This is a genomic window from uncultured Polaribacter sp., assembly GCF_947500975.1.
Taxonomy (GTDB): Bacteria; Bacteroidota; Bacteroidia; order Flavobacteriales; family Flavobacteriaceae; genus Polaribacter.
Genome location: NZ_CANMUE010000001.1, coordinates 401,880 through 415,954 on the forward strand (window position 1 = coordinate 401,880; position 14,075 = coordinate 415,954).

General features: G+C 27.5%; 13 protein-coding genes and 1 pseudogene. 8 read left to right on the plus strand and 6 right to left on the minus strand.

The features are described from left to right. Positions 1–107: 107 nt before the first annotated feature. The 4 genes from Q0733_RS01780 to Q0733_RS01795 form a co-directional block, all read right to left on the minus strand. On the minus strand, positions 108–857 hold the full coding sequence (locus tag Q0733_RS01780; RefSeq protein WP_298778199.1) for a shikimate dehydrogenase: 750 nt from the start codon (positions 855–857) through the stop codon (positions 108–110). Beyond that, positions 835–1,845: a DUF368 domain-containing protein gene (locus Q0733_RS01785; protein WP_298778201.1), complete on the minus strand. Its 1,011-nt coding sequence runs from the start codon at positions 1,843–1,845 to the stop codon at positions 835–837. Before Q0733_RS01785 ends, Q0733_RS01780 begins: the two co-directional genes overlap by 23 nt. Continuing rightward, on the minus strand, positions 1,846–2,769 hold the full coding sequence (locus Q0733_RS01790) for a DUF368 domain-containing protein (RefSeq protein WP_298778204.1): 924 nt from the start codon (positions 2,767–2,769) through the stop codon (positions 1,846–1,848). A 100-nt stretch (positions 2,770–2,869) separates the two neighbouring features. After that, positions 2,870–4,240 (minus strand): tetratricopeptide repeat protein, encoded by a 1,371-nt coding sequence (locus Q0733_RS01795; RefSeq protein ID WP_298778207.1) that lies wholly within the window; start codon positions 4,238–4,240, stop codon positions 2,870–2,872. Between the two features lie 190 nt (positions 4,241–4,430). On the opposite strand from Q0733_RS01795, the gene pyrR reads away from it, so the two are divergent. From pyrR to Q0733_RS01820, 5 genes are read left to right on the plus strand one after another with little or no spacing between them, the layout of a single operon-like run. After that, the gene (gene pyrR, locus Q0733_RS01800) at positions 4,431–4,970 is read left to right on the plus strand and encodes a bifunctional pyr operon transcriptional regulator/uracil phosphoribosyltransferase PyrR (protein WP_298778209.1); all 540 of its coding nucleotides are present in this window, start codon (positions 4,431–4,433) and stop codon (positions 4,968–4,970) included. A 2-nt stretch (positions 4,971–4,972) separates the two neighbouring features. Beyond that, entirely contained in the window at positions 4,973–5,902 is a 930-nt protein-coding gene (locus tag Q0733_RS01805; protein ID WP_298778211.1) for an aspartate carbamoyltransferase catalytic subunit, read from the plus strand. A 3-nt stretch (positions 5,903–5,905) separates the two neighbouring features. Further along, positions 5,906–6,238: a hypothetical protein gene (locus Q0733_RS01810; protein ID WP_298778213.1), complete on the plus strand. Its 333-nt coding sequence runs from the start codon at positions 5,906–5,908 to the stop codon at positions 6,236–6,238. 13 nt (positions 6,239–6,251) lie between these two features. Continuing rightward, on the plus strand, positions 6,252–6,572 hold the full coding sequence (locus Q0733_RS01815) for a T9SS type A sorting domain-containing protein (RefSeq protein WP_298778215.1): 321 nt from the start codon (positions 6,252–6,254) through the stop codon (positions 6,570–6,572). Beyond that, a complete protein-coding gene (locus Q0733_RS01820) occupies positions 6,569–7,486 on the plus strand; it encodes a ribonuclease Z (RefSeq protein WP_298778217.1) in 918 nt (305 codons plus the stop codon). Before Q0733_RS01815 ends, Q0733_RS01820 begins: the two co-directional genes overlap by 4 nt. On the opposite strand, the gene Q0733_RS01825 is transcribed toward Q0733_RS01820, so the two are convergent. After that, on the minus strand, positions 7,473–7,835 hold the full coding sequence (locus Q0733_RS01825; RefSeq protein ID WP_298778219.1) for a CoA-binding protein: 363 nt from the start codon (positions 7,833–7,835) through the stop codon (positions 7,473–7,475). The two genes, Q0733_RS01820 and Q0733_RS01825, sit on opposite strands and share 14 nt — an antisense overlap. A gap of 96 nt (positions 7,836–7,931) precedes the next feature. On the opposite strand from Q0733_RS01825, the gene Q0733_RS01830 reads away from it, so the two are divergent. The 3 genes and pseudogenes from Q0733_RS01830 (at position 7,932) to Q0733_RS13105 (ending at position 12,901) form a co-directional block, all read left to right on the plus strand. Continuing rightward, positions 7,932–10,388 carry a TonB-dependent receptor gene (locus Q0733_RS01830; RefSeq protein WP_298778222.1) on the plus strand — a complete coding sequence of 819 codons (2,457 nt, stop codon included), beginning with the start codon at positions 7,932–7,934 and terminating at the stop codon, positions 10,386–10,388. Between the two features lie 431 nt (positions 10,389–10,819). Next, positions 10,820–11,797: an SMI1/KNR4 family protein gene (locus Q0733_RS01835; RefSeq protein ID WP_298778224.1), complete on the plus strand. Its 978-nt coding sequence runs from the start codon at positions 10,820–10,822 to the stop codon at positions 11,795–11,797. 250 nt (positions 11,798–12,047) lie between these two features. Beyond that, positions 12,048–12,901 (plus strand): annotated as a pseudogene (locus Q0733_RS13105) (IS982 family transposase). 148 nt (positions 12,902–13,049) lie between these two features. On the opposite strand, the gene ftsY reads toward Q0733_RS13105, so the two are convergent. After that, on the minus strand, positions 13,050–14,024 hold the full coding sequence (gene ftsY / locus Q0733_RS01845) for a signal recognition particle-docking protein FtsY (protein ID WP_298778226.1): 975 nt from the start codon (positions 14,022–14,024) through the stop codon (positions 13,050–13,052). Positions 14,025–14,075: the final 51 nt, after the last annotated feature.

A 14,075-nucleotide genomic window follows, 5' to 3' on the forward strand; every position in this document is an offset into this window, starting at 1 on the left:
CAATGTTTAAGGTCTTTTATTTAATACAAAAACTAATAATTTATAAAGATACAGACAACTTATATACTTTACAAGCAATCAATTTATTATAAGTAAAATTAAATAAATTACATATTCCAAATTCTCCAAGATTCTTCTGCTTGTAACTCTAACATTTCGTATCCATTTTTAATAGTTGCTCCATTTTCTTTTCCTTTTGATAAAAAAGTAGAAATTTCTGGATTGTAAATTAAATCGAATAATAGATGTTTATTAGTTATGAATTCATAGGGTATATTTGGGCATTTTTCTATATCAGGAGATGTTCCTAACGGAGTACAATTTATAATAACGGTATATTTTTTTAAACTTTTTTCTGAAAGACTTTCATAGGAAATTTGTTTTTTTGAAGAAGGTTTTCTTGATACAAATTTAAACTTTATCTTATTTTTTTTTAATGCAAATGCTATTGCCTTTGATGCACCTCCTGTACCCAAAATTAAAGCCTTTTTGTGATGTTTTTTTAAGAAAGGTTTTATTGAGTTTTCAAACCCCACTACATCTGTATTAAATCCTTTTAATTTTCCTTTTTTTGTAAATTTAATGGTATTTACTGCACCAATTTTTTTAGCAGTTTTATCAAAAGTATCTAAATATTGCATTACATCTTCTTTATAAGGAATTGTAATATTGATACCTTTAATGTTTTTATCTTTTAAAACTGCCGGAAAATCTTCTATTTGCTGAAGATCAAAATTTACATATTCATTTTTATTAAGACCTAGATCTTTAAACTTTTCTGTAAAATATCCTCTTGAAAAAGAGTAAGAAATATTTTTACCTAATAAACCAAATTTATTTTCTTTTTTTTCCTCCATAATAATCTAATACAACAATTAATGCAAATCCAATAATAATCCAAAAAACAGCAATATAAGTTTCTAAACTTGTAAAATCTGGAATAAATCTCTGAAAATTTTCAACAATTTTATTTCCTTTTTGGTCTAAAAGAAAATTACCATTTTCTTGTAAATAAATAGTTTTTTTCCAAGGCCAAACAATACCTAAAGATCCTGTAATAAAACCAATAATAATAGCAGTAACAATTTCTTTCCATCTTTTTAAGACATATCCTAAAATATGAGAAATTGAAATCAAACCAAATAATGAACCCGTAGAAAAAACAGTTATAATTTTTAAATACCTTACTTTTATTGGATCAGATAATACTTGAAAATTTCCTGAAAACAAATTTGTAATAACATTTAATAAAACATTTACAGAATCTACTAAAAGTAAAACATAATTACCTAATAAAATTAGAATGAAAGACCCTGAAAGCCCAGGTAGAGTCATTCCTGTTACACCAATAACCCCGCATACAAACACAAACCAAAGTGCATCATTTTCTTTTGCAGGTGTTAAAAAACTGATTCCTATTCCAATTAAAATTCCAATTATTAATGAGATGGTATTTTTTGTATTCCAATCTCCAAAATCTTTACCAATATGATTTATAGATCCTATTATCATTCCAAAAAACCAACTCCATACATAAAGTTCATAATGTTGTAAAAAATAATCTAAAACTAATGAAATACTGAAGTAACTAAAAATGCTACCACCCATTATTAAAATTAGAAACTGGGTGTTTGTATATTTATAGAACTCCTTAAACTCTCCTTTTATTAATAATTTTAAAGCTTTAAAGTTTATTCTTTTAAAAGAGTAAATTAATTCTTCATAAAAACCTAAAACAAAAGACACGGTACCTCCAGAAACACCAGGAACTTTATTGGCAACTCCCATGGCTAATCCTTTTAAAAAAAAGGTAAGTTTTTGAAGTAGGGATCTTTCTTTGTGCATTTATTTTTTTTGTACTGCTAACTTTTCCATTAATAAAATAAGAGCAAAACCTATAATTGCAAAAATAATAGCCATTGTTAGTTCAGATTCTCCATTGTAAGAAAAAGGCGAAATACTTTGTTCTAACAAAGGTTTTGTTTCTCCATGACTATTTATATAAGTAGAAACTGTTTTTTTCCAAGGCCAAACTTTATTTAATGAACCTAACATTAAACCTGTTAATACCACCAACATTTCTTGCTTAAAATTAGCAAAAAGCCATTTTAAAAGTTTAGAAAATGACAGTAAACCTACAACAACACCAACACCAATTGCTGAAATTATTTTAAGATCTCTATTGGTTATTGCCGTCATTACAATTGGATAAATTCCTATTAATAATAAAATATATGAACCCGAAATACCTGGTAATATCATTGCGCAAGAAGCAATGGCACCAGCAAAAACTAAAAATAAATAGTTAATTTCTGATGTATTTGTTGCTGGTATTATAGTAATTACATAACCAAAAACAACACCAATAATTCCTAAAATTATAATTTTAAAATCCCACTTTTCAACTTGTTTACCTATATAAATTATACTTGCCAATACCAAACCAAAAAAGAAAGACCACAATAAGATTGGTTGGTTCTCTAATAAATATTTAATAGCTTTTGCCAAAGAAACAACACTTATAAAAACTCCAATAAAAAGTGATAATAGAAAATTCCCATTTACTTGTTTCCAAGCAGCCTTAAAACCTTTATTTTTTAAAGTTTTAAACATACTTAAATTTACATTGCTAATTGAGCCTAACAACTCTTCATAAATACCAGAAATAAAAGCAATTGTTCCTCCAGAAACTCCCGGCACTACATCTGCTGCACCCATTGCCATTCCTTTAAAGCCAATTACTAGATAATCTTTAATTGTTCTTCTCATTCTTAAGTTTCATTTTTAAAAAAACGAAGATAAAATAATTTAAAAGAATTTTTAGTTTGTATTTTGATTTAAAACTTTCAAAAATTTAAGGTTAAAAAACCTATTCTAAAGCCTTTTTATAATCAATTAAAAGTTTTTGGATTTTTGAATTTTCATAAACCGTTGGATACAACTCGCTTAAAACAATATGATAATCATAATCTAATTTTAAGCCATTTATAAGATGTGAAATTGCATATTTTTCTTTATTTAAAATAAAAAACAAACCTGTAAACCTATATTCTATTTCTGCTAAATTTCCGTAAGTTTTTTGGGCTTTAAATAAAACATTTATTGCATCATTAAATTCGCCTAAAAAAGATAAAACATCAATTAAACCAATGTAAACTTCTAAAGCATTATCATTTAAAAGTAAGCAATTTTCAAAACCAGAAACTGCTTCTTCAAAGAAATTAAGTTTAAGTTTTATTTCTGAATATCGTCTCCAATATTTAGAATTATCTTCATCAATTTTTAAAGCCTTAGAAATATAGTATGATGCTTTTTGATAATTTTCTTGCTCATAAAACAAGTTTGTTAATAAAATCCAACCTCTATCTAACAACGGATCTTCATGAACAGCTTTTTTATAATAAGAAACTGCGGCATCCATTTTATTTATTTTCTGGTAGCATTCTCCAATTCTAACATAAGCAAACGCAGTTGGATCATCCAAATCTAAAGTTATAAGATAGTTATCTATTGCTTCTTGATATCTTTTTAACTCTTCTAAAGTTTTTGCTTTTTCTAAATAACCACCAATAAAAGATTCATCTATTAAAACCGCATAATCAAAAGCTTCTAGTGCTTGTGTAAACATTTGTAAAATAAAATACTGCCTACCTAATTGGTGCCAAGCAACTTCACAATAAGGATTTTTATCAATATAATTATTTAAATATACAATTGCTTCTTCATGTTTTTTCTCCATGTCAAAACAATACACAATATTATATAGCGCTGAATAGTCTTCTATATCTTCTTCTACACAGTTCTTAAAATTGAAACAAGCATTTTCAAAATCGTCTAAATACAAATATTCCATACCTAATAAAGACCAAACATCTACTTTATCATCAGTTAAAGAAAGTGCTTTTTTAAGGTTGATAATTGCTTCTGTATGTAATCCTTTTTTGGAATTTATTGCTGCTTTTTGAATAAAAACTTCATCATTTGTTGGTTCTAACCGCTCAATTCTTTTTAACAACAAAATAGCTTTATTCAACTCATTTTCAAATATATAAATTTCTACTTGAAGTAATCTTAGCTCAACAGATTCTGGGTGTTGCTCCAAACCAAGTTTTACTGCTTTTTTAGCCAAAGCATGTTTACCAACATCTAAATAATGAACAATTATTTCTTCAAACTCAACCAAATCAAAAAAATAAACATTGTTTGTTTTGAGCATTGATTCAAACTTTAATAGAGACATAACTAATAGATTTGAATTATAAATTAAAAGTAACATAAGTCTAAGAAACCTTGTTAAAAAGTGCTTTTTGTTTTCAACAATTTAATTAACAACAGTTATATGTATTTTGCTCTTTTAAATTTTGCTTATACATTTATTTGCAGTAATTTTGATTTTCAATAGCTATCAACTAAAATTTGATAGAATTCTTATGAGCAGAAAAACATTACTTAACTCTAAAGATATTGAAATCATTCTGCATAGATTGGCTTGTCAGCTAATTGAAAATCACAATAGTTTTACAAATACAGTTTTAATTGGTTTACAACCAAGAGGTTCTTATTTAGCTAAAAGATTGTCCAATTTACTAAAAGAAGAATACAATATTACTGACTTACAATTAGGTCTTTTAGACATTACTTTTTATAGAGATGATTTTAGACGAAAAGAAACACCTTTAGCAGCTGAAGCCACAGAAATAGATTTTTTAATTGAAGGTAAAAAAGTAGTAATAATTGATGATGTTTTATATTCTGGAAGAAGCGTTAGGGCCGCATTAACCGCAATTCAATCTTTTGGAAGACCAAAAAATATTGAACTTTTAGTACTAATTGATAGACGATTTAGTAGGCATTTACCAATTCAACCAAACTATAGAGGAAGGCAAGTTGATGCTATAAATGAAGAAAAAGTGTTAGTAACTTGGTCAGAAACACATAATAAAGACGCAGTTTATATAGAACAAAAATAACTATGGATCAACTAAGTGTAGAACATTTATTAGGCATAAAATATCTAAACATAAATGATATTGACCTTATTTTTAAAACTGCAGATCATTTTAAGGAAGTCATAAACAGACCAATTAAAAAAGTACCTTCTCTTAGAGATATTACCATTGCTAATTTATTTTTTGAAAACAGCACAAGAACAAAACTTTCTTTTGAGCTAGCTGAAAAAAGACTTTCTGCTGATGTAATTAATTTTTCTGCAAGTCAATCATCAGTAAAAAAAGGAGAAACTTTAATTGATACCGTAAACAACATTTTATCTATGAAAGTAGATATTGTTGTTATGAGACACGGAAATGTTGGTGCTGGTGTTTTTTTATCAAAACATGTAAATGCTAAAATTATAAATGCTGGAGACGGAACTCATGAACACCCAACTCAAGCTTTATTAGATTCTTATTCAATCAGAGAAAAACTAGGATCAGTAAAAGGTAAAAAAATTGTTATTGTTGGTGATATTTTACATTCTAGAGTTGCGTTATCTAATATATACGCATTACAATTACAAGGTGCAAAAGTAAAGGTTTGTGGGCCTACAACCCTAATACCAAAATACATTACAAGTTTAGGTGTAGAAGTAGAAACCAACTTAAAAAAAGCCTTAGAATGGTGTGATGTTGCCAATGTTTTACGTGTACAACATGAAAGAATGGATATTAAATATTTTCCTTCAACAAGAGAATACACACAACTTTTTGGCATTAATAAAGAAATTTTAGATAATCTTGGCAAGAAAATTGTAATAATGCACCCAGGGCCAATAAACCGTGGTGTAGAAATTACCAGCGATGTTGCAGACTCTAATCAATCTATCATTTTAAATCAAGTTGAAAATGGTGTTGCAATTAGAATGGCAGTAATTTATTTATTAGCCCAACAAATTAAAAGGTAATCTATGTTAATTACAAAAAAAGAAAACTATATACTTATTACTTCTGACGAGAATTCATTCTCTGAGTTTTATAAATCATTTTCTGAACAAGAAAAAGAACTAGAAAAAGAACATTTAATTTTAAACTTTTCTAATAAAATTAACATTTCAAGTAAAGATTTTTTATTATTTTTGAAGTATGCTCAATTAAAAAAAGAAAGTGGCACATCATTTGTTATAATATCTTCATCTGGGAATGTAGATGATTTTCCAGAAAATTTTAATATTGTTCCTACTTTAATTGAAGCTGAAGATATAATAGAAATGGAAGCGATCGAAAGAGAGTTAGGCTTTTAAACCCTCAAAAAACATGATAAAAAAAATACTTTTTATTTTATTTTTAAGTGTAATAACTGTAAGCTTTTCTCAAGAAAAAACTCTTGAGGGATTATCTGCAGCGCCAAATCCGTTTACAAATTTCACTAACATCAGTTATACAACAAATTCGGCTTCAAAAATTACTTTAAGTGTAAAGAATGTTTTAGGAAAAAATGTTTTTAATAAAGTTTACGCTTCAAAAAATGGAAAAAATACAATTCCATTTTATAAAGATAATTTATCGTCTGGTGTTTATATTTATAGTATAAAAAGTGATGATAAAATTGTTTCAAAACGTCTTGTTATTAAATGAGTTTAAAGCTAACTATTTTAGGCTGTCATTCTGCTACACCACGTGTTAACGCTTTTCCAACTTCACAATATTTAGAGATTAACAATCGTCATTTTTTAATAGATTGTGGCGAGGGAACTCAGCGTCTAATGAGAAAGTATAAAGTGGGTTTTTCTAAAATAAATCATATATTTATTTCACATTTACACGGAGATCATTTTTATGGCTTAATAGGCTTATTATCTACTTATGGTATTTTAAGCAGAGAAAAAGAATTACACATTTACGGCCCCAAAGGTATTAAAGAGGTTACTCTATTACAATTAAAAATTTCTCAATCTCACGCTAAATTTCCTATGATTTTTCATGAGTTATCATCTAAAGAAAGTGAACTAATTTTTGAAGATGATAAAGTTTCTGTAAGAACAATACCACTAAGTCATAGAGTATATACAAATGGATATTTATTTACAGAGAAAGAAAAACCACGTAAATTAAATATGATAAATATTGGTGGTTATGAAGAAATTGGTAGAGCTGATTTTTTAAATATAAAAGCAGGTAAAGATGTTGTTTTATCAAATGGTAAAATTATTTCAAACAAAGAATTAACAATTGCCCCTAAAAAGAGCTTATCTTATGCTTTTTGTAGTGATACTAAATACAAGCCAGATATTGTTCCAATAATTGAAAATACTGATTTGTTATATCATGAAGCAACTTTTTTATCTGATAAAGAAGATTTAGCAAAAAAAACAAAACATTCTACAGCTGAACAAGCTGCTAAAATTGCAAAAAAAGCCAATGTAAATCAACTAATAATAGGTCATTATTCTGGTAGATACTCAAATCTATCTTTATTTAAAGAAGAAGCTCAACTTACTTTTAAAAATACTGATATTGCTGAAACTGGAAAAATTTTTAGTATTGATTAGTTGATAATAAAACCAAAGTACAGGCAATCTCTGCTATTATATTTTTTTCTTGTAATAATTTTATAAACTCCAAATTCTCTGTTCCTGGATTAAAAATTACCCTTCTTGGCTTTAAGCTAATTATATAATTATAATACTCTATTTGCCTTTTCGGATTTAAATACAAAGTAACCGTATCTATATTTTTATAAGGCATTTTCTCATCATCAATGAAAACATTTCCAACCTTCCCTTTTCTTAATCCTATTGCAACTGTATCTAATTCTTTATCAATCAAACTTTTGATAGCAATATTAGAGTATCTATTAGAATTTAAAGATGCTCCTATTACTAATGTTACATTTTTCATACTGTTAATATTTCGTTAAATACTGTTAATTATGGTAACAAATATATCAATTGATACGTCTATTTAGGAATTAATCAAGAAAAACAAACACCTGAAATGAAAAAATTATTACTATTATTTATGTTAATTGCCTCTGTAAATTCTTTTGCGCAATTACCAAAAAACAAACTACCTAAACCAGGTACAGTATCTGGTAAAGTAATCGACAAAAACTCTAAAGAACCTTTACCTTATGTAAATATTGTTATATATGATATGGCAAAAAAAATTATTACTGGTGGTATTACTGATGATAATGGAACTTTTATAATTAAAGACATTCCTAAAGGAAAAAGTATTACTGAAGTTCAATTTATAGGTTTTGAAACTTTTTCTAAAGAAATTGAAGTTACAGATAAAAATAAAAACATCAAACTGGGTACTATATCATTAAAAGAAAATAACACTTCTTTAGATGAAATAGTAGTAAGGGCAGAAACCTCTACTGTTGTTCAAAAAGTTGATAGAAAAGTTATTAATGTTGGTAAAGATTTAACTTCTGCAGGAACTACTGCTTCTGAGTTATTAAACAATGTACAATCTGTAAGTGTAGACAGCCAAACAGGGGCTTTAAGTTTACGAGGTAATGATAATGTACGTGTTTTAGTAGATGGAAAACCAACCAATATTTCTACTGCTGAATTGTTAAAACAGATTCCTTCTACCTCAATAAAAAGTATAGAATTAATTACAAATCCTTCAGCAAAATACAACCCAGAAGGAATGAGTGGTATCATCAATATTATACTTAATAAAAATGCAAATATGGGTTTTAATGGCTCTATAAATGCAGGTTTAACTGCTGGTCATTATGTTCGTTCAAACTTTTCTACTAACATGAACTATAAAACCGGAAAAGTAAATTTCTTTGCAAACTATGGCTATAATGGTGGAGATAACTTTAATTATGGATTTGTTGATAGACCTGAGTCTAACATTTTACAAAACTTTCAATTTATAAATGTCAATCAATCTCATTTATTAAAAGTGGGTGCAGATGTATATATAAACGATAAAAACACACTATCTTTTTACACAACACAAAATAAATTTACAGGTGGCGGAAATGGTAGTACTTTAATTACTCAAAATGATGTTCTAACCTCAAATGCAGCAAACATTCAAGACCAAAAAAGTAATACAGGCACATACAATGTAAACTATAAAATAGACTTTAAAAAAGAAGGTCATAATTTAGAATTTGAAGCTACATATTCTAATACTAACAACCCAGAAGATGCTACAAACAGTGATTCATATAGTAATTCATCAGACACTAACTACAAAGTTTTTAATTACTATAATGACATAGAAAACGAAAGAAACAATACTTTAATTAATATTGATTATACAAACCCTGTTTCAGAAAAAGGAAAATTAGAATTAGGTTTAGAGTATAGAACCAACAATACAGCAAACATAAACCTTACAGATCAAGAAGGCGAAGTTATAGATGTTGATGGTAATGTAACAGGTTATGACCGTATAGGAAATTCATCTTTTGATTATGATAGAAAAATTTATTCTGGTTATATAAATTATGGTCATAAATTTGGAAAAGTAACCATGCAATTAGGCGCAAGATTAGAACAGTATGAAATTGAAGGTACTTTTAATTTAGAGAACTCTGATAAAGAAACAATTACTGATGATATTTTTTCTATCTACCCATCTGCTTTTTTTACTTTTAATCCTTCAGAAAAAAACCAATGGCAATTTAGCTATAGTAGACGTGTAGATAGACCAGGAATTGGACAAGTTAATCCAATTAGAGAATGGAGTACACCATTAATTACATCTGTGGGTAACCCAGAATTAGATCCACAGTTTACCAATTCTTTCGAAGTAAATTATACCCGTAAAATAAAAAACGGATCATTAACTTTTGGCACTTTTTATAGAAAAATTAATGATAATATTTCTCGTGTAACCTACGCAGATCCTTTAGATGTTGAAGGTGTTAGACAAATACTATCTTTTACAAATTTTGAAAGCACAGATGCCTACGGATTAGAAGTATCTTCTAATTATAAAGTAAATAAATGGTGGAGAATTAATACAAGTATGGATTTTTATTCTCAAACTCAACAAGGTATTGTAGATTTAACAAACGATAATGCACAACAAATAGAAGTACAAAACAATGTTTTTAATGCAAGAATTAGCAATAGCTTTAAAGCAACTAAAAACTTAAGTTTACAGTTATTTGCAATGTATAGAGGTCCTTCTGAAGATATACAATGGTCTGTTGAAAATATGTGGATGGTAAATACTGGCGCTAGTTTAAATGTTTTAAAAGGTAAAGGAACTATTAATTTTAGAGTAAATGATATTTTTAGTGGAATGAAGTTTGCCTTTAACTCTACTTCTCCTTACGCTCAAAATGGTAGATTTAACTGGGAAAGCAGAACTGCATTTTTAGGCTTTAATTATAGATTTGGAAGCGGAAAAAACAAAGCTAAAAGAAGAAGGCAAAGAGATGATAACGAAAAACAAAATAGTGGCGGATTCTAGTAAAAACAAATGATTACTTAATTTACTTCACTCAAAAAATTACATATAATAAGCCTCAAATTTTGCAATGCAGAATTTGAGGTTTTTTTTATAAACACTAAAATTTTCTTTTTTTTTCTAAACTAAAAAAAGATAACTTAGCTAACTTATGATAAAAGTTATTAAGACAGAGTCATATCGGTTTTAAAATTAAGTCTAATTAAAACTACTCGTAATGAAATATTGTCTATTTGTTACTTTAATTATAATAACTAATTGCGCAAGTAAAATGAACAAACATTCTATACCCTACAATAAACAATTAAAAAAAAATAGAGCTTTCAGATATCACATTCAATATTATACCACTAGCAGAAATTCCAGAACCATACTTTAAAGATTACTCTCATCATCAGAGTGAAACAGCAAGAAATTACAAGTCATATGACAAAATGGGTTTTAGAGAAATTATATTAGAAAACATATCAAATCAATTAAAAAATAAAGTTTTAAAACTATTTATCATTACACCGAAAGATACAGAACTTCCTTATGATGCTTTTGCTTATTTAACCAATAAAGAAATAATTGCACTACATTTTGAGAACAAAGGAAATTTTAAATTATGGATGGATATAATCTTTAAGAAACAATATCAAAAACTTGAAAAGAACAGCGTAAATGGTCAATTTGAAAAACAACCAGAACTCAATCAAAACCCACAATTTATGCTTGTTTTAGGAAAAGGAGAATTTTCTCAAAAACGAGTAAACTCAGGAATGCTAATAGATGAAAAACCTTATAAGAATACTGGAGCATATTTATACAAGAATGCACCCAAACAATATAATCAAGCTAAAATTGCCAAAGAAAAGCAGAACTATATTAAAAAATATATAAATACTTATGTTGAAAATCTTGACACAATTCAATTACAGAAACTATTTAACAAATTTATTAGTACAAGAAAAATAAAACCAAACCCACCTAAAAACAATCAAAAGATTTATAATGAGTTTGAATCTTTAGCAAACTATAAATTTCCAGAAGAATTGAGAATATTACTCAACAATCATAATGGAATTGAAAACACAGGATTTTTAACTGCTGAAGAAATATTAAACGAGTGGAAAAATTGGAAGATGATTTATGATGATGTTAATTGGATGTTGATAGACTTAACTGGAAATAATCATCCAGACGGAAGAAAAACCATAGGTATTTATACCAACCCATATTGGATTCCATTTTTAAGTACAGGTGGTGGTAATTTTATCGCTATAGATTATGCTCCAGGAAGTAAAGGAAAATCTGGACAAATTATTGCTTTTGGTACAGATGAAACTAAAATTCGGTTTATAGATAAAAGTATGGTTAGTTTTCTAGAATATCTCATAGATGGAAAAGATGTTTTTAATAATGGGTTTTAAAAATAACTATAAAATTGTAAATTTAGCTAAGTTTTAAACTGAAAGTAAACATTTTTTAATCCCTAACTAATTCTTACAATCACATTAACTTAGCAACACGTGAGCTAAATGTAAAATAGATGATTTATTCGTATGAAAAAAGCAGAACATTTAGTGAATTAAAGTGCTAAATTTCAATTCATTAACAAACTATCTACTTATGGTTTCTGATGATTAAATTATAGAAATTTTCTGTTCTTTCGATGATTTCATGAAAGAATTTAACTCAATTCTAGATAAAAACAGTATCTCTGATGATTCAACCACAAAAAAACGTAATAGATAATTCAAAATGAGTAAAAGTGAGATAATGACTATTATGGTTATTTTTCATTTAAAATCACATCCTAATCTAAAGCACTTTTATCTTTATCTATGTATCTAAACATATGGATGATTACTTCCCTGATTTAGTTTCTTATAATCGTTTTGTTGAATTACAAAAATCAGTAATTCAACCTTTAGCTGTTTATTTAAAGCTTTGTGGTTTAGGCAAATGTTCTGGCATTTCTTTTATCGATTCTACAGCTCTTAAAGTATGTCATAACAAAAGAGAAAAACAGAACAAAGTTTTTCAAGGAATTGTTGAGAAAAGTTATGGAACATTAGGTTGGTTTTACGGCTTTAAAATACATTTAGTTAGTAATGACAAGGGGCAAATTATAGATTTTTTGCTTACTAAAGCAAATGTAGATGATAGATATCCACTTAAAAATAAAAGCTTTCACGATAAAATATTTGGAAAAATATATGGTGATAAGGGATATTGGGTAAAGATTTATTTGATAAATTATTTATTGGCGATATCCATTTAGTAACCAAACTAAGAAAGAATATGAAGAAAAAAGTGCTCGATTTTATGGATAAAATTTATCTTAGAAAAAGAGCAGTTATAGAGTCTGTGAACGATGTACTAAAAATACTTGTCAAATAGAACATTCTAGACATCGATCATTTGATAACTTTTTAGGGAATTTAATCGCAGGTTTAACAGCTTATTCTTTTCTTGATAAGAAACCTAGTATTAAAATTCAAACATTTTTACCTAATACAAACACAAGTTAATTCGAACTCACGTTATGATAATAAAGGAGAGCGTATATGTGATATAATACATTATGAAGAAAAATAAAGTTGTCTATAAATTTAACTCATAAAAAAACTCCTTTTCTAAGTTTAGAAAAGGAGTTTTAAATTTTATAATTATAGATTCTCACTTAAAAAAAGAATCTACAAACTCAGTTTTATTAAACACTTGTAAATCATCTATACCTTCTCCTACTCCAATATATTTTACTGGTATTTGAAATTGATCTGAAATACCAATTACAACTCCACCTTTTGCTGTACCATCTAATTTAGTAACAGCCAAAGAAGTAACTTCTGTTGCCAATGTAAACTGTTTAGCTTGCTCAAATGCATTTTGTCCAGTAGAACCATCTAAAACTAATAAAACATCATGTGGGGAATTATCTACTACTTTTTGCATCACTCGTTTAATTTTTGTTAACTCGTTCATTAAATTAACTTTATTATGCAAACGACCAGCAGTATCAATAATTACAACATCTGCACCTTGTGTTACTGCAGAAGTTAAAGTATCAAAAGCTACGGAAGCTGGATCAGAACCCATTTCTTGACGTACAATTGGCACACCAGTTCTGTCTGCCCAAACTTGTAATTGATCTATAGCCGCAGCTCTAAATGTATCTGCCGCACCTAAAACTACTTTTAACCCTTGTTTTTTAAACTGACTTGCTAACTTACCTATTGTAGTTGTTTTACCTACTCCATTAACACCAACAACCATTAAAACATAAGGCATTTTATTGCCATTTTTATTTTTAGGTATATCCGGAATTGAAAATTCTGTTTCATTACCAAGATTTGTTTCTGATAACAAACCTGCAATTTCTTCTCGAAGAATTTTGTTTAACTCATCTGTACCAACATATTTATCTTTTGCAACACGCTCTTCAATTCTAGTAATAATTTTAAGTGTTGTATTTACACCAACATCAGACGCAACTAAAACCTCTTCTAAATTATCTAAAACATCATCATCTACCTTTGATTTTCCTGCTACTGCTTTTGACAACTTTCCAAAGAAACTCTCTTTGGTCTTTTCTAAACCTTTATCTAAGGTTTCTTTTTTTTCTTTTGAAAATATCTTTTTAAAAAAACTCATTTTTATTTTTTATCCTATACAATAGTACATTAAAAAACGTGCCATTAGTTG

Bases quoted from the DNA above. Each gene is read 5' to 3' on its own strand.
- Q0733_RS01780 (WP_298778199.1), bottom strand. From the start codon at position 857: ATGGAGGAAAAAAAAGAAAATAAATTTGGTTTATTAGGTAAAAATATT.
- Q0733_RS01785 (WP_298778201.1), bottom strand. From the start codon at position 1,845: ATGCACAAAGAAAGATCCCTACTTCAAAAACTTACCTTTTTTTTAAAA.
- Q0733_RS01790 (WP_298778204.1), bottom strand. From the start codon at position 2,769: ATGAGAAGAACAATTAAAGATTATCTAGTAATTGGCTTTAAAGGAATG.
- Q0733_RS01795 (WP_298778207.1), bottom strand. From the start codon at position 4,240: ATGTCTCTATTAAAGTTTGAATCAATGCTCAAAACAAACAATGTTTAT.
- pyrR (WP_298778209.1), top strand. From the start codon at position 4,431: ATGAGCAGAAAAACATTACTTAACTCTAAAGATATTGAAATCATTCTG.
- Q0733_RS01805 (WP_298778211.1), top strand. From the start codon at position 4,973: ATGGATCAACTAAGTGTAGAACATTTATTAGGCATAAAATATCTAAAC.
- Q0733_RS01810 (WP_298778213.1), top strand. From the start codon at position 5,906: ATGTTAATTACAAAAAAAGAAAACTATATACTTATTACTTCTGACGAG.
- Q0733_RS01815 (WP_298778215.1), top strand. From the start codon at position 6,252: ATGATAAAAAAAATACTTTTTATTTTATTTTTAAGTGTAATAACTGTA.
- Q0733_RS01820 (WP_298778217.1), top strand. From the start codon at position 6,569: ATGAGTTTAAAGCTAACTATTTTAGGCTGTCATTCTGCTACACCACGT.
- Q0733_RS01825 (WP_298778219.1), bottom strand. From the start codon at position 7,835: ATGAAAAATGTAACATTAGTAATAGGAGCATCTTTAAATTCTAATAGA.
- Q0733_RS01830 (WP_298778222.1), top strand. From the start codon at position 7,932: ATGAAAAAATTATTACTATTATTTATGTTAATTGCCTCTGTAAATTCT.
- Q0733_RS01835 (WP_298778224.1), top strand. From the start codon at position 10,820: ATGGGTTTTAGAGAAATTATATTAGAAAACATATCAAATCAATTAAAA.
- ftsY (WP_298778226.1), bottom strand. From the start codon at position 14,024: ATGAGTTTTTTTAAAAAGATATTTTCAAAAGAAAAAAAAGAAACCTTA.